The organism is Microbacterium sp. (genome assembly GCF_044508325.1).
GTDB lineage: Bacteria > Actinomycetota > Actinomycetes > Actinomycetales > Microbacteriaceae > Microbacterium.
In genome coordinates, this window is the sequence record NZ_JBIQHX010000005.1 from 22,266 (window position 1) to 45,229 (window position 22,964).

At 70.3% G+C, this 22,964-nt stretch carries 24 protein-coding genes; 12 read left to right on the forward strand and 12 right to left on the reverse strand.

The window, feature by feature from the left end:
- The first annotated feature begins 154 nt into the window (after positions 1-154).
- The 3 genes from ACIWQI_RS05640 to ACIWQI_RS05650 are packed head-to-tail and all read left to right on the forward strand — an operon-like array spanning position 155 to position 3,343.
- Positions 155-1,546, forward strand: a complete 1,392-nt coding sequence (locus ACIWQI_RS05640; RefSeq protein ID WP_396656148.1) for an APC family permease — start codon at positions 155-157, stop codon at positions 1,544-1,546.
- A complete protein-coding gene (locus ACIWQI_RS05645) occupies positions 1,543-1,995 on the forward strand; it encodes a hypothetical protein (RefSeq protein WP_396656149.1) in 453 nt (150 codons plus the stop codon). The genes ACIWQI_RS05640 and ACIWQI_RS05645 overlap by 4 nt, the downstream gene beginning before the upstream one ends.
- Positions 1,988-3,343 carry a dipeptidase gene (locus tag ACIWQI_RS05650; RefSeq protein ID WP_396656151.1) on the forward strand — a complete coding sequence of 452 codons (1,356 nt, stop codon included), beginning with the start codon at positions 1,988-1,990 and terminating at the stop codon, positions 3,341-3,343. The genes ACIWQI_RS05645 and ACIWQI_RS05650 overlap by 8 nt, the downstream gene beginning before the upstream one ends.
- Here ACIWQI_RS05650 and ACIWQI_RS05655 read toward each other — a convergent pair.
- Both ACIWQI_RS05655 and ACIWQI_RS05660 read right to left on the reverse strand, forming a co-directional pair.
- Positions 3,319-5,046: a threonine/serine exporter family protein gene (locus ACIWQI_RS05655; RefSeq protein ID WP_396656152.1), complete on the reverse strand. Its 1,728-nt coding sequence runs from the start codon at positions 5,044-5,046 to the stop codon at positions 3,319-3,321. The two genes, ACIWQI_RS05650 and ACIWQI_RS05655, sit on opposite strands and share 25 nt — an antisense overlap.
- 60 nt (positions 5,047-5,106) lie before the next feature.
- Positions 5,107-5,694, reverse strand: coding sequence for a hypothetical protein (locus tag ACIWQI_RS05660; protein ID WP_396656153.1), 588 nt, complete (start codon positions 5,692-5,694; stop codon positions 5,107-5,109).
- A 116-nt stretch (positions 5,695-5,810) separates the two neighbouring features.
- Between ACIWQI_RS05660 and ACIWQI_RS05665 the strand changes: the two genes are divergently transcribed.
- Positions 5,811-7,010, forward strand: a complete 1,200-nt coding sequence (locus ACIWQI_RS05665) for a glycosyltransferase (protein ID WP_396656154.1) — start codon at positions 5,811-5,813, stop codon at positions 7,008-7,010.
- Between the two features lie 5 nt (positions 7,011-7,015).
- Positions 7,016-8,209 (forward strand): glycosyltransferase family 4 protein, encoded by a 1,194-nt coding sequence (locus ACIWQI_RS05670; RefSeq protein WP_396656155.1) that lies wholly within the window; start codon positions 7,016-7,018, stop codon positions 8,207-8,209.
- Here ACIWQI_RS05670 and ACIWQI_RS05675 read toward each other — a convergent pair.
- Positions 8,182-8,976 carry an IclR family transcriptional regulator gene (locus tag ACIWQI_RS05675; RefSeq protein WP_396656156.1) on the reverse strand — a complete coding sequence of 265 codons (795 nt, stop codon included), beginning with the start codon at positions 8,974-8,976 and terminating at the stop codon, positions 8,182-8,184. The genes ACIWQI_RS05670 and ACIWQI_RS05675 overlap by 28 nt on opposite strands.
- Positions 8,977-9,030: 54 nt before the next feature.
- Here ACIWQI_RS05675 and ACIWQI_RS05680 point away from each other — a divergent pair, with 54 nt between their 5' ends.
- On the forward strand, positions 9,031-10,257 hold the full coding sequence (locus ACIWQI_RS05680) for an iron-containing alcohol dehydrogenase (protein WP_396656157.1): 1,227 nt from the start codon (positions 9,031-9,033) through the stop codon (positions 10,255-10,257).
- Here ACIWQI_RS05680 and ACIWQI_RS05685 read toward each other — a convergent pair.
- The 7 genes from ACIWQI_RS05685 to ACIWQI_RS05715 all read right to left on the reverse strand — a co-directional run bounded on the left by ACIWQI_RS05685 (position 10,250) and on the right by ACIWQI_RS05715 (position 16,973).
- A complete protein-coding gene (locus ACIWQI_RS05685) occupies positions 10,250-11,224 on the reverse strand; it encodes a cyclase family protein (RefSeq protein WP_396656158.1) in 975 nt (324 codons plus the stop codon). The genes ACIWQI_RS05680 and ACIWQI_RS05685 overlap by 8 nt on opposite strands.
- Positions 11,208-11,993: an IclR family transcriptional regulator gene (locus ACIWQI_RS05690; protein WP_396656159.1), complete on the reverse strand. Its 786-nt coding sequence runs from the start codon at positions 11,991-11,993 to the stop codon at positions 11,208-11,210. The genes ACIWQI_RS05685 and ACIWQI_RS05690 overlap by 17 nt, the downstream gene beginning before the upstream one ends.
- A gap of 73 nt (positions 11,994-12,066) precedes the next feature.
- Entirely contained in the window at positions 12,067-13,152 is a 1,086-nt protein-coding gene (locus ACIWQI_RS05695) for an extracellular solute-binding protein (RefSeq protein ID WP_396656160.1), read from the reverse strand.
- Positions 13,153-13,325: 173 nt separating this feature from the next.
- On the reverse strand, positions 13,326-14,450 hold the full coding sequence (locus ACIWQI_RS05700; RefSeq protein WP_396656161.1) for an ABC transporter ATP-binding protein: 1,125 nt from the start codon (positions 14,448-14,450) through the stop codon (positions 13,326-13,328).
- A complete protein-coding gene (locus ACIWQI_RS05705; protein ID WP_396656162.1) occupies positions 14,447-15,322 on the reverse strand; it encodes an ABC transporter permease in 876 nt (291 codons plus the stop codon). Before ACIWQI_RS05705 ends, ACIWQI_RS05700 begins: the two co-directional genes overlap by 4 nt.
- Positions 15,322-16,191 carry an ABC transporter permease gene (locus ACIWQI_RS05710; protein ID WP_396656163.1) on the reverse strand — a complete coding sequence of 290 codons (870 nt, stop codon included), beginning with the start codon at positions 16,189-16,191 and terminating at the stop codon, positions 15,322-15,324. The genes ACIWQI_RS05705 and ACIWQI_RS05710 overlap by 1 nt, the downstream gene beginning before the upstream one ends.
- A 20-nt stretch (positions 16,192-16,211) precedes the next feature.
- A complete protein-coding gene (locus tag ACIWQI_RS05715) occupies positions 16,212-16,973 on the reverse strand; it encodes an IclR family transcriptional regulator (protein ID WP_396656164.1) in 762 nt (253 codons plus the stop codon).
- Positions 16,974-17,154: 181 nt separating this feature from the next.
- Between ACIWQI_RS05715 and ACIWQI_RS05720 the strand changes: the two genes are divergently transcribed.
- Genes ACIWQI_RS05720 through ACIWQI_RS05740 form a run of 5 tightly spaced genes read left to right on the forward strand, consistent with a single transcriptional unit; the run spans position 17,155 to position 21,505 of the window.
- Positions 17,155-18,072, forward strand: a complete 918-nt coding sequence (locus tag ACIWQI_RS05720) for a DUF6282 family protein (RefSeq protein WP_396656166.1) — start codon at positions 17,155-17,157, stop codon at positions 18,070-18,072.
- The gene (locus tag ACIWQI_RS05725; protein ID WP_396656167.1) at positions 18,072-19,028 is read left to right on the forward strand and encodes a 3-keto-5-aminohexanoate cleavage protein; all 957 of its coding nucleotides are present in this window, start codon (positions 18,072-18,074) and stop codon (positions 19,026-19,028) included. The genes ACIWQI_RS05720 and ACIWQI_RS05725 overlap by 1 nt, the downstream gene beginning before the upstream one ends.
- A complete protein-coding gene (locus ACIWQI_RS05730) occupies positions 19,025-19,930 on the forward strand; it encodes a hypothetical protein (protein ID WP_396656168.1) in 906 nt (301 codons plus the stop codon). Before ACIWQI_RS05725 ends, ACIWQI_RS05730 begins: the two co-directional genes overlap by 4 nt.
- Positions 19,927-20,712 (forward strand): HpcH/HpaI aldolase/citrate lyase family protein, encoded by a 786-nt coding sequence (locus ACIWQI_RS05735; protein WP_396656169.1) that lies wholly within the window; start codon positions 19,927-19,929, stop codon positions 20,710-20,712. Before ACIWQI_RS05730 ends, ACIWQI_RS05735 begins: the two co-directional genes overlap by 4 nt.
- Before the next feature lie 25 nt (positions 20,713-20,737).
- Positions 20,738-21,505 carry an SDR family NAD(P)-dependent oxidoreductase gene (locus tag ACIWQI_RS05740; protein ID WP_396656170.1) on the forward strand — a complete coding sequence of 256 codons (768 nt, stop codon included), beginning with the start codon at positions 20,738-20,740 and terminating at the stop codon, positions 21,503-21,505.
- 6 nt (positions 21,506-21,511) lie between these two features.
- Here the strand turns inward: ACIWQI_RS05740 and ACIWQI_RS05745 are convergent, their stop codons facing one another.
- Positions 21,512-21,640, reverse strand: coding sequence for a hypothetical protein (locus tag ACIWQI_RS05745; protein ID WP_396656171.1), 129 nt, complete (start codon positions 21,638-21,640; stop codon positions 21,512-21,514).
- A 71-nt stretch (positions 21,641-21,711) separates the two neighbouring features.
- On the opposite strand from ACIWQI_RS05745, the gene ACIWQI_RS05750 reads away from it, so the two are divergent.
- Entirely contained in the window at positions 21,712-22,692 is a 981-nt protein-coding gene (locus ACIWQI_RS05750) for a GlxA family transcriptional regulator (protein WP_396656172.1), read from the forward strand.
- 8 nt (positions 22,693-22,700) lie between these two features.
- Here the strand turns inward: ACIWQI_RS05750 and ACIWQI_RS05755 are convergent, their stop codons facing one another.
- Positions 22,701-22,913: a dodecin family protein gene (locus ACIWQI_RS05755; RefSeq protein ID WP_396656173.1), complete on the reverse strand. Its 213-nt coding sequence runs from the start codon at positions 22,911-22,913 to the stop codon at positions 22,701-22,703.
- Between the last annotated feature and the right edge of the window lie 51 nt (positions 22,914-22,964).

Genomic DNA, 22,964 nt, shown 5'->3' on the forward strand with positions numbered 1-22,964 from the left:
TCTTCAGATGGGGGCCACCAGGCTCCCCGCAAGCGGAGGGAGTCGTGATGGTGCACGCATCCGATCAGGGGGGTGGCCGGCCGTGACCGATGCGAAGTCACCCACGGCCGGGCGGGGGGCTACGCGGTCGGGACCCGCGAAGATCCCCACTCCCGTGTGGATCTCATGGGTTGCGCTCGCGCTCATGACCACGAGTTCGGTCGCGAGCCTGCGGCCCGCGCCGACGATGGCCGTGTACGGGCTGGCGTCGGTCTTCCTCTACCTCGTCCCGGCGATCGTGTTCCTGCTCCCGACCTCTCTGGTGGCCGCCGAGCTCGCGTCAGGCTGGAAGGGCGGCGTCTACAAGTGGGTTTCCGAGGGGATCTCCAAGCCGATGGGATTCCTTGCGATCTGGTGCCAGTTCGCGATGACCATCTTCTACTACCCGAGCCTGCTCGGCTTCGTCGCCTCGACGCTCGCCTACGTCATCAATCCCGACCTCGCGTCGAACGGCGTGTGGACGGCGCTGGTGATCATGGTCTGCTACTGGTCGGGCGTGTTCATCTCGTCGCGCGGCACCAAGGGCGTCGCGGGCCTGGCCAGTTGGGGTCTCATCCTCGGCACGCTCGTGCCCGGTGCCGTGCTGGTCCTGCTCGGGGCCGTCTTCCTGGGCCAGGGCAACGAGTCTGCCGCGCCGATGACGGCTGCGAACCTGCTGCCGGCGTGGGCGGGCCTTGCGAGCCTGGTGCTCATCGTCAACAACTTCCTGTCGTACAGCGGGATGGAGATGAACGCGGTGCATGTCTCATCGCTGAAGAACCCGGGCCGCGACTATCCCAAGGCGATGTTCCTTTCGATGGGGCTGGTGCTGCTGATCTTCATCCTCCCGGCGCTGGCGATCAGCTGGATCGTCCCCGCCGAGCAGATCTCGCTGACGGCGGGGATCATGCAGGCCTTCGAGGCCGTGTTCGCCTCATTCGATGTCAGCTTCCTGACGCCGATCTTCGGCATCCTTCTCGTGGCGGCCTCACTGGGCGGCATGCTCACCTGGCTCGCCGGCCCGTCGAAGGGCCTGCTGATGATCTCGCGCGAAGAGGGCTACCTGCCCCCATTCCTGCAGAAGCTCAACAAGAACGGCGTGCAGCAGAACCTCCTGGTCACGCAGGGCATCGTGACATCGATCATCGCCCTCGGCTACGCGCTCATTCCGGACGTCTCCAGCGCCTACTGGATCTTCTCGGTGATCACCACGCAGGTGTACCTCATCATGTACCTGCTGATGTTCATCGCCGCCGTGAGACTGCGGCGGCTGCATCCCGACCACCCGCGCGGGTTCCGTGCGCCGATGCTCGTGGGACTGTGCGGCGTGGGGTTCGCCGCATCCCTGGCAGCGCTGCTGGTCGGTTTCGTGCCGCCATCGCAGTTCGGCGGCGGGAGCCCGTGGGTCTACCTCCTGATCGTCGGCGGCGGCGCCCTCGGGCTGGGGCTGCTCGTGCCGTACCTCTTCTACCGCTTCCGCAAGCCGTCATGGAAGCAGCAGGCATCCGTGGAGGGTGGTGAATCGTGAGCACAAGCAGCGAATCCCAGTCGCCGCGCGAGAGGTCGGTGATCTACGCCGTCGTCGTCGGCGTGCTGATCGTGCTCGGCGTGATCGCGACGCTCCTGTTCATCGACAGGAGGCAGGAGGCCGGGGACCTCGAGAAGGCGGAGCAGCTGCTCAGCGCATTCTCGGACGCCGGGATCTCCGTCACGCTCAGCGCAGAGCAGATCGCCGAGGTGCTCGGAGACGACGGCGGCGCGACCTGCGCCGACCCCAACGCGGCCCTGTCGCGGGCCACGCTGCTGGCGGGGCTGGCCAACGGAGCCGGCGGTCCGGGGACACGCCCCGTCATCGTCGAGTCCCGCCTGCTGCAGGGGCAGCTCCTGATCATCGAGACCTACTGCCCGGAGCAGGCGGAGGGCTTCCGGCAGTTCGTCGACAGCCTCACCACGGTGAGAGCGCGGACCGATGGCTGAGCGGATCCGCGAGCGCATCCGCGCCATGATGCCGGCCGCGCGCGATGAGCTTGCGGAGCTGGTCGCGCTGCGATCGGTCGCCGACCCGCGTCAGTTTCCGCCCGAGGAGTGCGCGAAGGCGGCGGAGTGGGTCCGCGGCCGCTTCGCCGTCCTCGGCTTCGACGACGCTCGCCTGGTGCGCACGCCCGATGGCAGCGATGCGGTCATCGGGAGTCGGCCGGCCTCCGATCCGCACGCACCGACCGTTCTGCTCTACGGCCACTACGACGTGCAGCCGCCGCTGGACGAGTCCGCCTGGCGCACCCCGCCGTTCGAGCTGACGGATGCCGGCGGTCGCTGGGCCGGGCGCGGCGCCGCCGACTGCAAGGGCAACATCATCATGCATCTGCTCGCACTGCGTGCGCTCGGCGACCACATCCCGGTGAACCTCAAGCTCGTCGTGGAGGGCAGCGAGGAGCAGGGCACCGGGGGTCTCGAGCGCTTCGTCGAGGCGAACCCGGAGGTGCTGCGCGCGGATGTGATCCTGGTCTGCGACACCGGCAACGCCGCCGTCGGCAGGCCCGCGGCGACCGTCTCGCTCCGCGGGTTCGCCAACGCCGTCGTGCGGGTGGAGACACTCTCGTCCGAGATCCACTCCGGGATGTTCGGCGGTCCCGCCCCCGATGCGCTCGCAGCGCTCATCGCGGTGCTCGCCTCCCTGCGCGACGCCCGCGGAGCAACGACGATCGACGGCCTCGAGCGGACCCAGGTCTGGACCGGCGAGCCGTACGACGCCGACCAATTCCGCGCCGACGCCGGACTGCTCGACGGCGTCGACCTTCTCGGGGACGGGTCGGTCGCAGACGAGCTGTGGGCGCGACCGGCGCTGACCGTGCTCGGCATCGACTGCCCGCCGGTCGTGGGTTCCTCCGCATCCATCGCCCCGCGCGCCGCCGCGCGGCTGAACCTGCGCGTGCCGCCGGGAACCAGCGCCCGCGCCGCACACGATGCGCTTGCAGCCCATCTGCGCGCTCACGCCCCCTGGGGTGCTCACGTCGAGGTGGAGACCGAGGCGGTCGGAGAGCCCTTCCTCGCCGCCACCGGAGGCCCCGCGTTCCGTGCCCTCGCGGACGCGATGGAGACAGCGTACGGGGTGCCGGCGACCACGCTCGGCCAGGGCGGCTCGATTCCGCTGTGCAACGTGTTCGCCGACAGCTACCCGGACGCGGAGATCATCCTGATGGGGGTGGAAGAGCCCCTTGCGCTCATCCACGCTCCCAATGAGAGCGTCGACTCGGGTGAGATCGAGAATCTTGCCCTCGCACTGGCGGTCTTCCTCCGCGGTCACGGCTCGGTCGCTCGCGGCTGAACGTCGAGCCCGCGTCGCATCCACGACTCAGGCGGCGCGTTCCGCAGGCCGTGCACGGAGCCGGTCGCCGCCATTCCGATCAGCACGCCCAGTGCCACTGACACCATCGTCGCCACCGTGGTGACGAGGGTTCCCATCCCCGACGAGTCGCCTTCGAACATGTCGGCGGCGCCGATGAGGCCGAGCGCACCGGGCACGAGAAGCCAGAAGGCGGGGAGGAAGCTCACGAAGGCGGGGGGTCCGGTGCGCAGCCGCGCCACGACGACCGCCACCGGAGTCATCGCGGCAGCGCCGACGAGCGCGGAGAGCACGCCGTCGAAGAACACGTCGCCGATCACCTGCGCCGCGTAGGCGACGTACAGCACGACGATGACCCAGCCGATCGACATCGGTCTGGCGCACTGGTACACGCCGATGCCGATTCCGAACGCTGCGACGGCGATCCAGGGCATGACCGGGCCGAGGGGCCAATGGCTGGTCGCCACCGACGGCACGCCGACGAGCGCGCCGGCGGCGACGAGCCCCGCTGACAGCAGCAGCAGCCGCATCGCGCCGGCCGCGACACGGGCGGCACCGGACATGATGTCGCCGGTTGCCAGCTCGATCACTCCGATCGTGAGCAGTCCCCCAGGAAGCAGCATCACGAGTGGGGCGACGGCCACGGGAAGGACGCCCGGATCGACGTAGCGTGCGACCAGGAGCACGACGATGGCGACACCGAGGGCCGCGGTGACCACGATGAGCGCACGGCGGACGGTGTCCAGCCGTTCGGAGCCGAGCAGAAGGACCCCCACCCCGGTGCCGAGAATCGCGGCCAACGCGACGCCTGGCCAGGACGACCCGAGCAGCACGCTCAACGCTGCCGACAGCAGCGCATATGCTCCGGCCCGTTGCGCGCGCGAGAACGGCGCAGGCATGGTGTGGACGTGCTCCAGTGCCGCCAGCACCCAGGATGCGGCGCCGATGCCGCGCCGAGCGACTCCGGCGATGCGATCGATCGCATCGACCTGATACAGCAGCGCAGAAGTCTCGCCCGCTGTGACGACCCTCGTCTGGACGGATTCCTGCGCACCCGACGACACGAGGATCGAGGTCGGGAAGACGACGGCCTGTGCGCTGCTCAGTCCGTGGCTCCGCGCCATCTCGTCGAGCGCGGATCGAGTCGGACCGACGGGGTAGCCGCAGTCGATCATCTCCGCTCCCAGCGACGCCATGGCGTCCAACACGACCGCCGGGGGCTCTTTGGCGGTCGGGGGCGCGCTGTCGCGGGACTCCCGCCGACTTCGGCGCAGCAGCACCCACAGCAGGAGTGCGCCGCCGATGAGAGTCACGCCCGCGATCGTGAGCATCGCGACGTCGATGGTCGCGCTGGTCGCAGCCGGAGGGACGGCAGCGGGAGCGCTCGCGGACGGGGTGGGCGTGGGCGAGGGGGTGGTGCTCGGAGCCGGGCTGGATGACGTGGGCTCGGTGGTGCTGGTGGGTGACGGTGGCGGTGCGGGGCTGGCGGTCGGGGCCGTGCCCTCCGTCGGCGAGGGCGCTGCGGTGGCCGTCGCAGCGGGCGTCGTGATGGCTCCGGCGGCCATACCCGGGAGTGAGAGGGACATCGCCACGACCGCCGTCGCGGCGACGAGGGCGACGAGACCGACCGGGGCGTTGGCGCGGATCCCACGGCGCGACACCCGCGCCGACACGAGCCTGCTCATGCATCGAACTGCATCAGAGTGCGCGGGCCGGCGTCACCATCCGCAGCGGGTGATCCGTCCTCAGGGCTCGATGCGCAGCACCTGCGGCGACTCGCCGACGGCGAGGTCGTCGACGACCCGCAGCGTGCGGGCGAGGTCGTCCACCGCGCCGATGACCGTCCCGAAGCGCTCGCGGTCGGAGCAGACGGCGGTGACCGTCACGAAGTGCGTGCCGGTGTCCCACGTGTACGTCGCGAACGGGGGCCGCGACGAGTCCGGGAGCGGGATCGCGAGCTTCTCGCCGACGCCCAGGTGCGGGCTCGGGAACGACTCGGTGTCGTCGTACTCGATCGGCATCATCGCGCGCGCGGTGCGCAGCTGTGGCGTCGCCTCCTGGACCTGGGCCATGACGACCAGCAGCTCGGGGTCGTCCCGCCACACCCATACCAGGACCCGGCCGTCGGCCTTGCGGATGAGGAACGGCGTCGCCTGGCTGAACGCCCACGCGGTGAGGCGGCCGCCGCTGGAGTCGGCGCCGCCCATCGCGCGGCTCGCCTGACCCAGCAGCATCCGGATGGCCGCCTTGCGGTGCCGGCGGCCCTTGAATCCGAGCGAGCCGGTGACCGGAACCCAGCGCTCGGGGTCGGCGTCGGCGGTCAATCGCGGCATGGGTCCAGCGTATGCGCGAGCGCCTCCGAGGGCGCCGAGAGTGTCGCGGGGTAAAGTGGAGTGTCCCGCGCGCAGACCCTCGTGCGGACGCCGCTGAGAGAGGCATCCCCACCCCCGTGACTCCCCCTGCGACCGACCGCTCCTCGTCGTCCCCACTGACGATCCTCATCGCCGCCGACACCTTCACACCGCACGTCAACGGAGCCGCCCGCTTCGCCGAGCGCCTCGCCGCCGGTCTCGTCGCGCGCGGCCACGACGTGCATGTGTCCGCACCCAGTGCCGGACACGGCAACCACGGCACCTTCACCGAGGTGGTCGAGGGGCAGCCGATGACCGTGCACCGGCTGCCGGCCTGGCGGTGGCGGCCGCACGACTGGCTCACGTTCGTCCTGCCGTGGATGTCGAAGCACTATGCGCGCACCGTGCTCGACACCGTGAAGCCGGATGTCGTGCACAGCCAGTCGCACATCGTCATCGGGCGCGGCCTGACCCGCGAGGCGCGCAAGCGCGGCATCCCGGTCATCGCCACGAACCACGTCATGGCCGAGAACATCCTCGACTTCACGACCCTGCCGCCCCTGCTGGACAAGATCTTCGTCAAGCTCGCCTGGGACGACGCGGCGCGCACCCTGCACATGTCGCGCGCGGTCACCACGCCGACGCGCAAGGCCGCCGACTTCCTCGAGCAGACGATCGACATCGAGGGGGTCATCCCGGTCAGCTGCGGCATCAGAGCGTCCGATTACACGCCCGACCTGTCGCCGCGCGATGCGAACCGGCTGGTCTTCGTCGGGCGGCTGACCACCGAGAAGCAGATCGATGTGGTGCTGCGTGCGATGACCAAGCTCGACCCCGCACTGGAGGTGACCTTCGACGTCGTCGGCACCGGTGACCAGCGCCGCGCGCTGGAGCAGCTCGCCGAGCAGCTCGGCCTCGACGGGAGGGTGACCTTCCACGGCCACACCACCGACGAGCAGCTGCGCGCGCTGCTGACCCGGGCGAGCGTGTTCGTCATCGCGTCGATCGCCGAGCTGCAGTCGATCGCGACGATGGAGGCGATGGCGTCGGGCCTTCCGATCGTGGGCGCCGACGCGATGGCGCTGCCCCACCTCGTCCACGATGGCGAGAACGGCTATCTCTTCCGCGCCGGAGACGTCGACGACCTCGCGGCGAAGCTCACCACCGTGCTCACCCAGACGGCGGAAGAGCGGCTGCGTATGCAGCAGGCTTCGCTCGACGGGGTGAAGGTGCACGACATGGACCGCACCCTCGACACGTTCGAGGCCCTCTACCGCGGCGAGCCGATCCCCGCCTGAGCGCTGTGCACGTCGTCTTCTTCAGCGATCAGCACCTCGAGTCCTTCGGCGGCGCGCAGGTCTCGATGCGGCTGCAGAAGCGCTACCTCGAGCGCGCCGGCCACACCGTCACCGTCGTCGCCCCGGCGATGCACGGACCCCGCGCCCGCACCGCGGGCCGTGACCCGGGGTACGTCGACCTGCCGTCGATCCCCATCACCTGGGATCGGGAGTACTCGTTCACGTGGCCGGGGCGGCGGACGGATGCCTGGCTCGACCGCCGCATGGCTGCGCTGCCGCCGGTGGACCTCGTGCACGTGCAGGCCGACTTCTGGGGCGGCTTCATCGGCCACCGCTTCGCGCGTCGCCACGGCCTGCCCGTGGTGCACACCATGCACAATCGCGTCTCGGTCGGCATCCACGCCGTCTCGCCCTTCCCGCGCACGACCCTGCGCCTGCTCGACGGGTGGCAGCGCCGGGTGCTCGGCACCCCCGCGATGACACCGGACGGCTGGTCGTATCTGCGCGGGCTGGCGGCGGGGGCGGCCGCCGTCACGGCGCCGTCGTCGCATTTCGCCCGCCGGCTCGAGCAGCACCGGGTGTTCCCGCAGGTCGACGTGGTCTGGAACGGCATCGACGACGACGTGCTCGACGAGCTGCTGCCCGAGGTCGGCCGCCCGCGCCGGCCCGGCCGGCCGCGATTCATCTGGCTGGGGAGGATGAGTCCTGAGAAGCGCCTCCTCCCGTTCCTCGAGGCCGTCGCCGACTCCGCCGTCGACGCCGAGGTCCACGTGCTGGGCGGCGGAGGGCAGCTGCGCGCAGCGCAGCGGATCGTCCGCCGGCGGCGGCCGCAGGCATCCATCGTCTTCGGCGGCCGGATGCCGTACACCGACGTGCTGCGGCTCATCGCGGACGCCGACGCGCTCGTGCAGACCTCGATCGGGTTCGAGACCCAGGGCATGACGCCGTTCGAGGCGGCGTCGCTGGGGACGCCGACGGTGATGTCCGACCCCGACATCGCCGCCGAGCTGGGCTCGGGCTGGTGGCAGGTGCCGGACGCGTCCGTCGCCGCGCTCGCGCAGACGCTGCGGCAGGCCGCCGCCGACATCGAGGCGGGGACGCCTCCGGCCGTCGACCCCGAGGTGCGGGAGCTTTTCCGCCAGTCCTCGCGCACCGCCGCGATGCTGGAGATCTACGAGCGGGTCGCCGGGCGCGGGTGACGGCGTCGCCGACGTCGCGTCAGCTCATGCTCGATCGCGCGGGCGGTCGCCATCACGGTGGTGCTGTAGCGCTCGGCCTGGGTCAGCGCCGTCGCGCCGGTGACTGAGACCGCCGCGACGGCCGCGCCCGCGGGGTCGCGGATCGGCGCGGCGACGCAGAAGAGTCCCTGGTGCGACTCCTCGACGTCGTAGGCGACGCCCGCGCGGCGCACGGCCGCGAGCTCAGCGGAAAGGCGCGCCGCCGAGGTGATGGTGTGCTCGGTCAGTGCCGGCAGGCCGCGGTCGGCGAATGCGAGATCGGTGGGGGCGGTGCCCGAGAACGCGAGGAGCACCTTGCCCAGTGCGGTCGCGTGAACGGCTCCGCGTCCGCCGGGGCGGGAGTGCGGAACACGCGTGCGTCGCGCGGCGATCTTGTCGAGATAGAGGATGCTGGCGCCGTCGCGGACCGCGAGGTTCACCGTCAGCGAGGTGAGCTCGTAGAGGGTGTGCAGGAACGGTGCCGCCGCATCCCGCAGCGTGCGCGAGGTAGGGGCAGCGGCGCCGTACTCGAAGAGCTTGGTGCCCAGTCGCACGCCGGCCGGCCCGCGCTCGGCGAGACCGGTCGCGACGAGCTCGCCGACGAAGCGATGGACGGACGACCGGGGGATCCCGGTGCGCTCTGCCAGGTCCCGGATGCTGAGCTCGGCGTCGTCGGCCGCGAGCGCGTCCAGCAGCTGCACGACACGGCGCACGGCCGACCGTGTGTCCGGGTCAGCGGGACGCACCATGCGCTCAGCGTAGCCCGGGTGGAAGCATCGGAATGCAGACTGCGAGGGGGAGAGATGCCCGACCCGACCACGACCCAGGGTGCCCTGCGGCTCCCGCGCGAGGTGCGCTTCGGCTACGGCAGCAGGCAGCTCACCGCCGATCTGGTGCGAGCCCGCGGCTCACGCGTGCTCGCCCTGGTCGATCCGTTCCTGATCGACCTTCCCCCGGTGCGCGACGTGCTCGCATCGGTGACCGCACGCGGCTGCGCGGTGGACGAATGCGTCGACGTGCAGCCGGAGCTGCCGGTCGCAGGGATCGCCGCTCTCGCTGAGCGCGCCCGACGCGCCGACGTCGTGCTCGCCATCGGCGGCGGCAGCGTGATCGACGCCGCGAAGCTCGCGGCCATGGTCGCCGTGCACGGCGGCACGCCGGCCGACTACTACGGCGAGGGCATCGTGCCCGGTCCGGTCATGCCCGTGATCGCCCTGCCCACGACAGCGGGGACGGGCTCGGAGGTGACGCCCGTCGCGGTGGTGTCGGATCCGGACCGCGCGATGAAGGTCGGCGTTTCGAGCCCGCACCTGGTGCCGGACGTCGCCGTCGTCGACCCCGAGTTCACCGTCGGCGCACCCCGCGGCGTGACCGCGTTCGCAGGGATCGACGCGCTCGTCCACGCACTGGAGTCGTTCACCGCCGCCCCGCTCGAGCCGGATCCCGGCCGGGTGTTCACCGGGCGGAACGTGCTCGCCGAAGGGCCCGCGCTGCGGGCCGCGCGGCTGCTCGCCACCTGGCTGCCGGTGGCCGTCGCCGAACCCGCCGACCGGCGCGCCCGGGAGAACGTGGCGCTGGGCAGCCTGCTGGCGGGAATCGCGTTCGGGTCCACCGGCACGCACCTCTCGCATGCGCTGCAGTACCCCATCGGGACGCTCACCAAGACGCCGCACGGCCTGGGCACCGGCCTGATGCTGCCGTATGTCCTCGACGCCTGTCTGCATGACGCGCAGGCACGGGGACGCCTCGCGGAGGCGGCCGCGGCCCTCGGCTCCGCGGCGACGACCGAACAGGACCAGGCGCGGGATGTGGTGCGCACGGTCGCCGCTGTCGCCGCGGCCATCGGCGTGCCGCGTACGCTCGCCGACATCGGGGTGCGCGAGACCGACGTGCCCGAGCTCGTCACGCACGCGCTGGCCCAGCAGCGCCTGATCGGGATCGCGCCGATCCCCGTGACCGAGGCCACGCTCGCCGGCATCCTGCAGCGCGCACTCCGCGGCGAGCTGTCGGTGCCGGTCGCGGCTACTTGATCGCCATCGCGTTGGCGGGCGAGCCGACTCCGCCGACCACATAGAGCGGCTTGGCGGTGAAGAAGAACTCGTAGACGCCGTCGGCGGCACAGTCCTCGGCGAGCTCGCCGAGCCGGAACAGCTCTCCGACCGCCATGCCGAGCAGGGCGATCAAGGGGCGGTGCAGCATCCCGGAGTGGTCCACCCCCCGGCCGGGCGGCTCGTCGAGGGGGGTGCGGAAGTCGCTGTCGATGACCGGATCGCACTCCACCGCGAGGTTGTCCGCGGCGACCATGGCGATCTCGCGATCCCACAGCCAGCGCAGCACGCTCTCGCGCTGCGCGAGCCCGGGCGAGAGCCGCCACGGCGTCGCGCGACGCTGGTCCGGCGTCTTGGCCAGGTAGCGCTCCGCCCAGGCTGTGCGCAGCAGCAGGATGTCGCCCCCGCGCCACTCCACCCGCTGCGAGTCGGCGATGGCGTCGAGGGTGTCGGCATCGAGCGGGATCGTCGCCTCCGTGCTGTAATCGCGGCCCTCCCGCTCGAAGAACCGCGGCACGTCCAGGAGCACACCGCGCCCGGTGATGCCCGAGTCCGCCCAGTTGTGGATCCCGAGCGCGGCGGAATCCGCATTGTTGTCCTCCGCGCTCAGTCCGCCGTAGAACCCGTGCTGCGGGTGCCCGATGTGGCGGAGCGCGTCGATCTGAGTGCTGGCCTGCAGGTAGAACGAGTCCAGCCAGTCGTCGCGGTGCAGCGGATTGTTGGCGAACACGTGATGCTGAAGCGGCCTGCGCGTGCCGGTCGGGTACGGCTCGAACGCGTCGACCGGGTAGTCGAGCCCGAACCGCCTTCCGGTCTTGACCAGGGCGGCAGCCGCGGCCACGCGGTCGGGGGTCAGGCGGTTGACGGTACCCCGCTCGTCGCCGGGCCCGAAGACGTTCCAGCTCGACCAGGGTGGGACGGCGCCGGCGAGCTCACTGTACGTCGGCAAGGTCGTGCCCCCCACGCCCGGCGCTGAGCGCAGCCGTGATGGCCTCTGCCACCTCCAGGAGTGCAGCCAGGCCCGGTGTCTCCGACGCAGGCCCGAACTGATCGGCCGACAGCAGGGCGATCGTCGCGCAGATGCCGTGCTCGTCGAACACGGGCGCGGCCGCGGCGAACAGGCCGTCCGGCAGGGTGACGGTGCTGTACCCGGTGCGTCGCGCCAGGTACACGCCGGCCTCGAGTTCCGCACGCTGCGGCTCACTCAGGGTCGCGCCCACGCGCTCGAGGAGGTGCGGGTCGGGATGGTAGGCGAGGAAGACCCGCATCTGCGACGAGGTGGCGTCCAGCTGCGACCCTGCGCGCACGGTGAGAACGACCGTCCGGCTCGTGTCCTCGTGGACCAGCGTCACGATCGGAGCCGTCGCGCCCCACAGCGCCAGCACGGCCGTGGCGCGGGCCTCTGTGCTCAGTCGGGCGAGATACGGCGGTGCGATCTCCACCACGCGCCGCCGTCCGATCGCCTGGACTCCGAGGCGGAGGAGGAGAGGACCGAGGGCGAACGTGCCCCGCTCGCCCCCACGCTCGAGGATCCCGGCGGCGACCAGCGAGGTGCAGTAGCGGTACGCGGTGGTCCGGTTCAGACCGATCCGCTCCGACACCTCGACGGCGGTCAGCTCTGCCGTGTCCGGTCCGAAGAGCGTGAGGATCTGCCCGACGCGCGACACCGCCTGGATGTCGAAGCTCGAGGTCTCCGGAACGCTCTTGGATGAGGCCACCGCTTGATCGTATTTCATGCGGTGCATCGGCCGAGTCCTTCGGTAGCGCGGAAGCGAGCGGGTCAGCGTCATGTCAGCCGGCCAGCCACGTCGTCACCTCGGCCTGGACGTCGTTGTAGTTCGTCGCCCACCAGTCGAGATCCTGCACGATGGTGCCGCCCGTGTTGACGCTCGGGTCGAAGACGGCGAGCTTCTGCGCGTTCTCGCTCAGGTCCAGCGGTGCGGCCAGGTTCACCGGCGCCGTGCCCAGCGCCTCGGTGATCACCTTCACCTGCTGGGGGCCGGGGAGCGTCGCGAGGAAGCTCTGTGCGGTCTCCTTGTGCGACGATCCGAGCGGCACCGCGAACGCGCTCTGGGTGACGACCGTCTCATCCCACACGATGGTGATGTCCATGCCCTCGTCCATCGTCGGCACCAGGCGCGAGTCCGACAGCAGGAAGAGGTCGACCTGGTTGGATGCCACGGCCTGCTGCAGCGCCCCGACGTTCGGCGCGAACGTGGTGGCATCGCGGATCGTGTCCCACTTCGCCAGCGAGCGCGGCACGTCGAGCGGGTAGAGGCTGTCGGGGGAGACCCCGTCGCCGAGGAGCCCGTACTCGAGGATGCCGTTCTGCAGGTTCGTCAGCACGCCGCGCTGACCCGGGTAGGTCTCGACGTCGAAGAAGTCGGCGATGGTCTTCGGCGCGGTGGCCGGGTCGGGGAACGCGTCCGTGCGGTAGGCGAACGGGGTGGCGTTGTAGAAGCCGGTCATGAAGCACTCGCCGACCGCGCCGGGGACGAGGTCGGTCTCATCGACGTCGGAGAAGTCGAGCTTCTCGAACAGGGTGCCGCAGTTCTGCTGGGCGGCGAACGCGGCGACGGCCACGACATCCCACTGGATGGCGCCCGCCTGCACCTGCGCCTGCACCTGGGACAAGTCGGGCGGCGAGGTGTTCACGAACGTGATGTTCGGATGCTCGTCGGTGAAGGGGTCCTGCCAGGCGGCGATCATCGCATCCTGGCCCGCCCCGCCGTAGCCGACGAAGGTGAGCGTCTCGGGCGCTGCGTCGTCGCCGCTGCCGCTCGCGGCCGGCGGCGTGCCTCCGGCGCACGCCGCGAGAAGGCCGGCGATCGTCACCGCGCCGAGGCCGGCGAGGACTTTCCGTGCTGTCGACACCATTGTCTCTTCCTTTGCTTCGGGTCCGTGGACCGGTGTCCGGATGTTCGGATTGTGAACGACAATGTCGTTATACGAACGCTAACGCACGAGGAGCCGTGGGCACAAGACCCGGACGGCTATTTCAGGCGAGAATCTGTGCCGCAAGTCGAACAGCGCGTTCGTTTTGTGAACGCTCAGGCTGCCACGACACGCTGCCGCTCGGGGTGCCACCACACGACGACGTCGTCGCCCACCTCGACGCTCTGCTCGACCGGGTCGATCTTGGCGCGACCGGGCACATCAGCCCCGAGGGTCAGCTGCACGCTGCGGTAGGAGCCGAGGTATTCGATGTCGCGGACGCGGCCGCGCACCGAGTTCATGCCGGCGGGCACGTCGGTCGCGCTCTGCGCGATCCCGAGTCCCTCCGGTCGCACGACCAGTGCGGCGTGCTCGCGGACCCCCGGGTGCGCGGCGATCGTGCCGGCATCCACGCGCCAGCGCGTCCCCTGCCATGTCGCCGTCCCCGACCGCGGCGGCTCGTCGAGGGCGAAGACGTTGGAGTCCCCGAGGAAGCGCGCCGTGAACAGGCTCTCCGGGGCGCTGTACAGCTGCTGCGGCGAGCCGATCTGCTCGATGCGCCCCTCGCGGAACAGCGCGATGCGGTCGGAGAGGCTCATCGCCTCCTCCTGATCGTGGGTGACGAACACGAACGTGGAGCCGACCTCGTGGTGGATGCGCCGGATCTCGGCCTGCAGTGCGGCACGCAGGTTGCGGTCCAGTGCGCTCAGCGGCTCGTCGAGCAGGAGCGCCTTCGGGTTGAACACGACTGCGCGCGCCAGCGCCACGCGCTGCTGCTGCCCGCCGGACAGCTGCGCCGGATAGTCGCCGTCGCGACCGGTGAGCTGGACGAGTTCGAGCACGTCTCGCACGAGTCGGCGGATCGTCTCCTTGTCCACCCGCCGCGCTCGCAGCGGGTAGGCGACGTTCTGCGCCACGGTCATGTGGGGGAACAGCGCGTAGTTCTGGAACAGCATGCCCAGGTTCCGCTTGTGGGCGGGAAGGGCGCCCACATCCACGCCGTCGATCTCGATCGTGCCCGAGGTCAGCGATTCGAATCCTGCGATGAGATTCAGTGTCGTGGTCTTGCCGGATCCGGAGGGGCCGAGCAGTGTCATGAATTCGCCGGGCTCGATCCGGAGCGAGATGTCGTCGACGGCGGGCTTGGCCAGACCGAAGTCCTTCGTCACGCCGCTGAGGGTGATCCCGGTCCCCCGGCTCTCGGATGCCTCGGCGGCGATGTCGATCGCGGTGCTGGTCATTTCGGGGGCCTCCTCGCGGCGGGACGTCGGATCAGCTGGGGGAGGAGCACGATGATCGTGGCGACGACGATCACGATGCTCGATGCGGCGGAGATGGTGGGGTCGATCTCTGCCGTGACGCTGTTGTACATCTGCACGGGCAGGGTCTGGAACAGCGGGGACCGCAGGAAGAGCGCGATCACCACCTCGTCGAAGCTCGTCACGAACGCGAAGATCGCGCCGGTGATGATCCCGCGGCTGATCAGCGGCAGAGTCACGCTCAGGAACGTCCTGGTCGGGCCTGCGCCCAGGGATGCCGACGCACGCAGCAGCCGCGCGTCGAACCCGCTCAGCGCCGCGGTGACGCTCACCAGCACGAACGGGACCCCGATGGCAGCGTGTGCGAGCACATAGCCCAGGAGCGTGCCCACCAGATGCCACTGCAGGAAGGAGATGTACACAGCGACGGCGATCACGATCGCAGGGGTGACCAGCGAGATCATCAGAACCGTACGGGCCAAGCCCGCCAGCCGCCCGGCGAGGCGGTGCAGCCCGAGTGCGGCAGCGGTCCCGACGCACGTGGCCACCGCGGCCGAGATGACCGCGACCAGCAGCGAGTTGCCGAGCGAGGTCAGCCACACCGGATCGGTGAAGAAGGTCACGTACTGGCTCAGCGAGGGCTTCGTGGGCGGGAACTGGAAGGTGATGCCGCCGTCGAAGCTCATCGGGATCACGATGAGCGCGGGAAGCACGAGGTACCCGGCGATGAGCACACCGAGCACGACCTGCCACACGGGGGGACGGTCGATGCCGCGCGAGCGTCGCCGGCGGCGCGAGGGCGCGGGCGAGTCGGGCGGGGCCTGGTCGGCAGCGACCTCGATGACCGCGGACATCAGCGCCCCCTCGTTCCGGTCGTGGCGACCGCGCCGATGGCGGACACCGATCCTCCGATGCGGTTGGCCCAGGCCACGAGCAGGAGCGTGGCGACCAGCACCAGCATCCCCAGCGCACCGGCGCCGGCGAAGTCGAGGAGCTGTGTCGTGCGCTGGCCGAGCAGCTGTGCGACCAGCGACTGCTGCGGGCTGCCCAGCAGCGCGGGAGTCACGTAGAAGCCGAGGCTCAGCGTGAACACCAGGATGATGCCCGACATCGCGCCCGCCCGTGACAGCGGCCAGTACACCCGCCAGAACGCCCGGACAGGAGACGACCCCAGCCCCTGCGCGGCCAGCAGCAGGCGGCGATCGATGGCTCCGAGACTGCTGTACAGCGGGAGGATCATGAACGGGATGAGCACCTGCGTCATGGCGACCGTGACACCCCACACCGATCCGTAGAGCACGACGCCGTCGATCCCGAAGAAGGAGAAGAACGAGTCGACCGGGCCGCCGCGCTGCAGGATGATGATCCACGCGAAGTTCCGCGCCATCACCGACGTCCAGAACGGCACCAGTACCGCGACCAGCAGCAGCGAGCGGGCACGAGGGCCGACGCGGCTCATGAGGTACGCGTAGGGGTAGCCGATGAGGAAGGCGGACACGGTCACGATCGCCGCCGTCATCACGGTGCGGCCGAGGACCGTCAGCGTGACGCCGTCGGTGAAGAGTGCGACGTAGTGCTCGAGGGTCCAGGTGGGCGTGCTGATGCTTCGGTAGAAGCTCGCGCTCAGCGGCACGAACAGCACGATCACCATCAGCGCCATGGCGGGCACGATGAGCAGCCAGCTGACTCCGGTGCGTCCAACGGTGGGTGTGGTCTGTGTCATGGCATCCTCTTCGCCGGCGATCAGTTCGCGATGAGCGCGCTGAGCCGATCCGCCGCCTCTCGCAGGTGGGCGATGCGGGACGACTCCGGGGCATCCGGATCGAGCATCGCGGCCGTGCCCAGCAGCCCCATGGCCGCCTGCACGTCGCGATTGCCGAATACGGGCGCCGCGACCGAGGCGATGCCTGCTCGGCCCAGGTCGGCCCAGGCCAGACGTTCGCGCCGGACCCGCGCGAAGCAGTCGGACTCGCCCCGCGCATCCTCGTCGCTGAGCGGGGCATGCATCCGGCGCACGACCGCCGGGTCGGACTGGAAGGCGAGCAGGACCCTTGTCTGCGCCGCGCGCAGCTCGAGCACGGTGCCGACCGGGATCGTGAGCACGACCGTCCCCGCCGTCGCCTCCTCCACGCGCGTGACGACGGCGCCTGTGCGCCCGAGGAAGCTGAGCACCGCGGTCAGGCCCGTCTGATCGGCGAGCTGCCGCAGGATCGCCGGGGCGAAATCGAGGATCCGCTGCCGCGGCGAGCTCAGTGCGGTCAGCTGATCCAGCAGCGGACCGGGGCCGTATCCGGGCCCGAGGAATCCTGACTTCTGCAACGAGAGGAGGTAGCGATGGGCGGTCGTGCGGTTGAGTCCAAGCCGCTCGGCCACGACGGACGGCGTCAGGGTGCGCGTCTCCTGGTCGAGCAGGCTCAGCACGGCCGCGGCCCGCTCGATGGATTGGATCGCGCCCTTCTCGCCGTCTCCGGACGGCTCGGGGCGCGATTCGGAACGCTGGGTCATCTCGGCTCTCCATCGAGGGGATATCGCTAGGCGAACATTTCCTTACGGCTTCTTTCGCTATACGAACACTACGAAACCCGCTCGGAGGCGTCAACACTAGGCGAAACGTTGTGAACTGCATTGCGTGATGCGTAATATGAACAGCGATTGCGGTATACGAACATCCAGGAGGTCCGTTCCCATGGCCACAGACGTCGCTTCAGCGCCTTCGCCCGCACTGCTGAAGGTGCTCCACGGCGCGGTCGATCTGCACTGCCACTCCGGCCCCAGTCCGTTCCCCCGCAAGCTCAACCACGTCGAGGCCTCCTACGACGCCGCTCGGATCGGCATGCGCGCGCTGCTGGTCAAGTCTCACCACCACAACACCGTCATGGATCTGCTGGCGATGAGGGACCTGCTGACGGCGGCCCCCACCCCGGTGTTCGGCGGGGTCGCCCTGAACTCCGAAGTCGGCGGCATCAATCCGTCCGCGGTGGCGGTCGCGATCCAGATGGGCGGCCGAGCGGTGTGGGGCCCGACCGTCAGTGCGGCCAAGCACATCGAGGCGCACAGCCACGACGACGGCTTCCCGACCGCCGGATCGAATCTCGAGGAGAAGCCCGAGTCGGTCTTCGACGAATCCGGCGACGTGTCGGCCGAGACCGTGCGGGTGGCCGAGCTCATCGCCGAAGCCGACATCATGCTGACCGGCGGGCACCTCGACGCCGAGTCGCAGAAGGCGCTGTTCGAGACGGCGAAGCAGAAGGGGGTGCGGCGGATGCTGGTGCACCACCCGGATTTCATCGTCGGCATCCCCGAGCGAGACCTCGAGGAGCTGCTCTCGTACGGCGGCTTCGTGGAGCACGAGATGTCGATGTACCACCCCGCGGTGGAGGCTCCCGGATTCCCCATCTCGCAGCTCGTGGAGTGGATCGACCGGATCGGCCCCGAGCGCACGGTGCTGAACTCCGACCTCGGCCAGGAGGTCAACCCGCTGCCCGTTGACGGCTACCTGTACGTCATCGGCCGGCTTCTCGACCACGGCGTGCGCGAGAAGGACATCCGTCAGATGATCTGCCGCAACACCGCGTACCTGCTCGGGTTGGAGGAGGCCCCCTGATGCGCCGCGCCGAGAAGGTCATCCTCACGGCGGCGGTGACCGGCAGCGTCAACATCCCCTCGCAGAGCCCTCATCTTCCGCTCAGCGCCGAGCAGATCGTGGCGTCGTCGATCGAGGCGGCCGACGCCGGCGCGGCGATCATCCACCTCCACGCGCGGCACCCCGACGGGCGGCCGGCCTTCGAGGCATCCGTCTTCGAGGAGATCGTGCCGCCCCTGCTGCACGCACGCGACGTCGTCGTCAACATCACCACCGGCGGCTCCTCGCAGATGACGATGGACGAGCGGCTCGCCGGGGCGCGACGCTTCCGGCCCGAACTGGCGAGCCTGAACATGGGCTCGATGAACTTCGTCTACTCGGGGATCGCCGACCGCATCACCGAGTTCCGGTACGAGTGGGAGAAGCCCTACGTGCTCGGCACGTACTCGCACCCGTTCATCAACACGTTCGACAAGATCGAGCAGACGCTGCGCGAGCTCGGTGCCACCGGGACCCGCTTCGAGTTCGAGTGCTACGACATCGGGCACCTGTACACGCTCGCGCACTTCGCCGATCGCGGACTGGCTGAGCCGCCCTTCCTCATCCAGGGCGTGTTCGGGGTGCTCGGCGGAATCGGAGCCGATCACAGCAGCCTCGAGCACATGGTGACCATCGCCGACCGGCTGTTCGGAGACGACTACTACTTCTCCGCATTCGCCGCCGGCCGCGATCAGCTGGACTTCGCCACGCACAGCGCGCTGCTCGGGGGCAACGTCCGGGTCGGCCTGGAGGACAGCCTGTGGATCGGCAAGGGACGGCTCGCGCAGAGCAACGCCGAGCAGGTGGAGCGGATCCGGACGATCGTCGAGCACCTGGGCCGCGAGATCGCATCCCCCGCCGAGGTCCGCAGCATGCTGCGCCTGAAGGGCCTCGACGAGGTCGCCATCACCGAGACGACAGAGAGGGCTTCCCGATGAGCTACGCCGCAGACGACATCCGCTCCACCCTTGCGTCCGCCGGCCCCGCGCCCGTCGACGCGTCGACGCCGATCAAGCCGTCGCAGTGGATCGAGTTCCACCGACTCGAGCCGACCGCGCGCAGCCCCCGGGGCGGGCGGGTCTGGAATGCCCGCGCGGCGAATCTCGTGGTCTCCTACAGCGATGCCGTCGCCGGTGACCGCTTCGTGCGCACCGGGCAGCCGGACGAGTATGCCCTGCTCCTCCACTCCGAAAGCGCCCCGGTGCGGGTGACCGCCGGCGACGAGTCCGTCGACCTGGACGAGGAGGCGTTCGTGGTGGTCCCGCCGGGGGACAGCGCGATCGAGGTTCTCGGCGACGGGCCGGTCATCCGCCTGTTCTCGACGGTCTCCGACGACGTGCGGGAATCGGCGCTCAATGCGGCGGCGTACACCGAACCGGACCTGCGCGCGGCCCCGCTGCGACCCTGGCCCGATCCGGTGGGCGGCTTCCGGCTGCGCGTCCACCGCCTCGCCGACACGCCGATCGCGCCGGGGCGGTTCGGGCGGATCTTCCGGACCACGAACCTGATGGTCAACTTCCTGGCCGAAGAGCCCGCACCCCGCGACCCGTTCAAGCTGTCGCCACACCACCACGACGACTTCGAGCAGATCTCGCTCGCGGTGAAGGGCCGGTTCATCCATCACATCCGCTATCCGTGGGGACCCGACTCGACCCAGTGGAGGCCGGACGAGCACCGCGAGATCGCCACTCCGTCGATCTGCGTGATCCCTCCGCCGACCGTGCACACCACGCAGGGCGTCGGGGAGCATCAGCAGCTCATCGACATCTTCTCGCCGCCGCGAGCCGACTTCTCGGAAGCGGGATGGGTGCTCAACGCGGACGAGTATCCGGCGCCATGACCGTACGGAGCACGAGCATCTTCCGCGCGGGCCTGCGCGGCCGCAGCGGTCCGATGCTGGGCACGTGGGTGAAGCTGGCCGCGCCCGAAAGCGTCGAACTGCTCGCCCTGGCGGGGTTCGAGTTCGTCGTGATCGACCTCGAGCACTCGCCGATGGGTCTGGAGGCGGCGTCAGGGCATATCAGCACGGCGCTGCTGGCCGGCGTGTCCCCGATCGTCCGCGTACCGGCGCTCGATGCCGGCATGGCGACGCGGCTGCTCGACGCGGGCGCGGAGGGGATCATGCTCCCGCACGTGGACTCAGTCGCGGATGCGCGGCGGTTCGTCGACGCGTGCCGCTTCCCGCCGCTGGGGTCTCGCGGGGTGGGGTCGACGAGCCGCGCCGGTCACTGGGGCGCGATGCCGCGGGACGCCTACCTGCGGTACGGGCGCGAGGAGGTCGTGCTCGTCGCTCAGCTGGAGAGCGCAGCGGCCGTCGCAGCGGCGCAGGAGATCGGCGCGCTGCCGGGCATCGACGCGCTGCTGATCGGGACAGCCGATCTCTCGGTCTCCGAGCAGGTGCCCGAAGACGGCCCCGAGCTCGGCCGCCTCGTCCGCACCGCTGTCGCCGCCGCCGAGGCGGCCGGGGTGCCGATCGGATGCGCGGGGCCGCCGACGGCCGAGGCGGTCGCCACAGCGGCTGCGACCGGGTTCGACTTCGTGCTGCTCGGAAACGACGCGGGCTTCCTCGGCGCCGCCGCGCGTGCCGCGGTGCTCGCCGGCGCCGACGTGCGATACCCCTGAAGAGTTCGGACATGGAGAGCAGATGATGAGTGAGACGACGGGTCGGCAGCTGGAGGGGAAGGTGGTGCTGGTCGTCGGTGCCAGCGCCGGCATCGGCGCGGACGCCGTGCGCCTGTTCGCCCGCGAGGGCGCGCGTCTGGTGCTGGCCGCGCGCCGGCGCGAGCCGCTGCAGCGCCTGGAGGAGGAGATCGCGCAGGCCGGCGGCGAGGTGGTGGCCGTGACAGGCGACGTGGCCGTCGCCGCAGACGCCGAAGGGTTCGTCGAGACGGCGCTGGATCGGTACGGACGCCTGGACGGCGCCTTCAACAATGCGGGCATGAATCAGTACGGCCGGCTCGACGACGTCTCCGAGGAGGAGTTCGACCGCATCATGGCCGTGAACGTCAAGGGCACATGGCTGTGCCTGCGGGCCCAGCTGCGGGCGATGCGACCCGCCGGCGCCGGGTCGATCGTCAACACCAGCAGCATCGGCGGCTTCCGCGGCAGCACGGGGCTGGGCGCCTATCAGGCGACCAAGCACGCGGTGATCGGGATGACGCGCACCGCCGCGCATGACAACGGCCCCGACGGCATCCGTGTGAACGCGATCGCGCCCGGGCCCACCGAGACGCCGATGCTGGCCACCTGGCGACGGGACGATCCCGATGCGGTGGCGCGACGGGTCGCCGCCGTCCCACTGCGGCGTCCGTCGCTCGCGTCGGAGGTCGCCGAGGCCGCCGCGTGGCTGCTGAGCGACCGCGCGTCGGCGATCACCGGCGTCGTGCTGCCGGTGGACGGCGGCTACAGCGCGTAGCGCGCGTCACCGGGTGAGGTGGCGGAGCTTCGCGGGGTCGATCGGCGTCCGGCGGTAGCCGTCCGTGCGAAGGGCGACGACCGACGCCACGACGGCGACGGCCGCGAGTGCGATGATCATGAGTACCAGGAACATGGCAGAAACGCTACGCTTGACAACTTTCTGCCACGAGTGGCAGGATGGCCACTGATCGAAGGAATCCTGCCATGCTCAAGACCGTCGCTGTCATCATCCAGCCGGGCTTCGCCCCGTTCGAGTTCGGACTCGCCTGCGAGGCGTTCGGCCTCGACCGGTCGGAGGACGGCATCCCGAGCTTCGACTTCCGCGTCGTCACGCCCGATCCCGGAGCCGTGTCTTCGAAGATGGGGTTCTCCGTCAATGTCGAGCACGATCTCTCCTTCGCATACGAGGCCGACCTCGTCGTGGTCTCGCCCACTCCGCACCAGTACTGGCGGCACGTCGACGAGCGGGTGCTCGACGTCGTCCGGGACGCCGCAGCGCGCGGTGCCTGGCTGCTCAGCGTCTGCAGCGGCTCGTTCGTCCTGGCCGCAGCCGGCGTGCTGGACGGCCGCCGCGCCACCACCCACTGGATGTACGCCGACACGATGGCGCGCATGTACCCGCGCATCGAGGTCGATCCCGACGTGCTGTATGTGCAGGAGGGGCGCATCATCACCAGCGCCGGCACGGCGGCGGGGCTGGATGCCTGTCTGCACCTGCTCCGTCAGGAGATCGGCGCCGAGCTGACCAACAAGATCGCCCGCCGCATGGTCGTCGCCCCGCAGCGCGACGGCGGGCAGGCGCAGTACATCGACCAGCCGCTCCCGGCGGTGTCGTCGCTGTCGCTCGCGCCGGTGACGGACTGGATGCTCGAGAACCTCCGTCTCGAGCTGACCGTGGACCAGCTCGCGGCGAAGGCGCTCATGTCGCCGCGCACGTTCGCGCGCCGTTTCAAGGCCGACTACGGCACGACGCCGGCGGCATGGCTGAACCGCCAGCGCATCCTGCACGCGCAGCGGCTGCTCGAAGAGACCGACCTCGGGATCGACGCCATCGCGTACGAGTGCGGGTTCGGCTCGGCGGCGGTGCTGCGTCAGAACTTCACGCGCGTGCTCGGCACCACCCCGACCGCCTACCGCGGCCGGTTCTCGTGCCGTCAGGCGGTGAAGGAGACCGTCGCCGCCTGAGACCGCCCTCAGTCGTCGAGGACGAATGTCACCTCGAGGGTGACCTGATATGCGGTGATGGAGCCGTCGGCGCACTCGACCTTCTGCTCCTTCACCCACGCCCCGCTCACGTTCCGGAGCGTCGCGTGTGCGCGCGCGACACCCTCGCGGATCGCGGACTCGAAGCTCTCGGGCGAGCGGGCCGTGATCGTGGTGACCCGGGCGACCGTCGTGCTGCTCATGGGAAACCTCCCTTGTCGGTGCCTCCCACGCTCCTCCGCCCATCGCGCGCG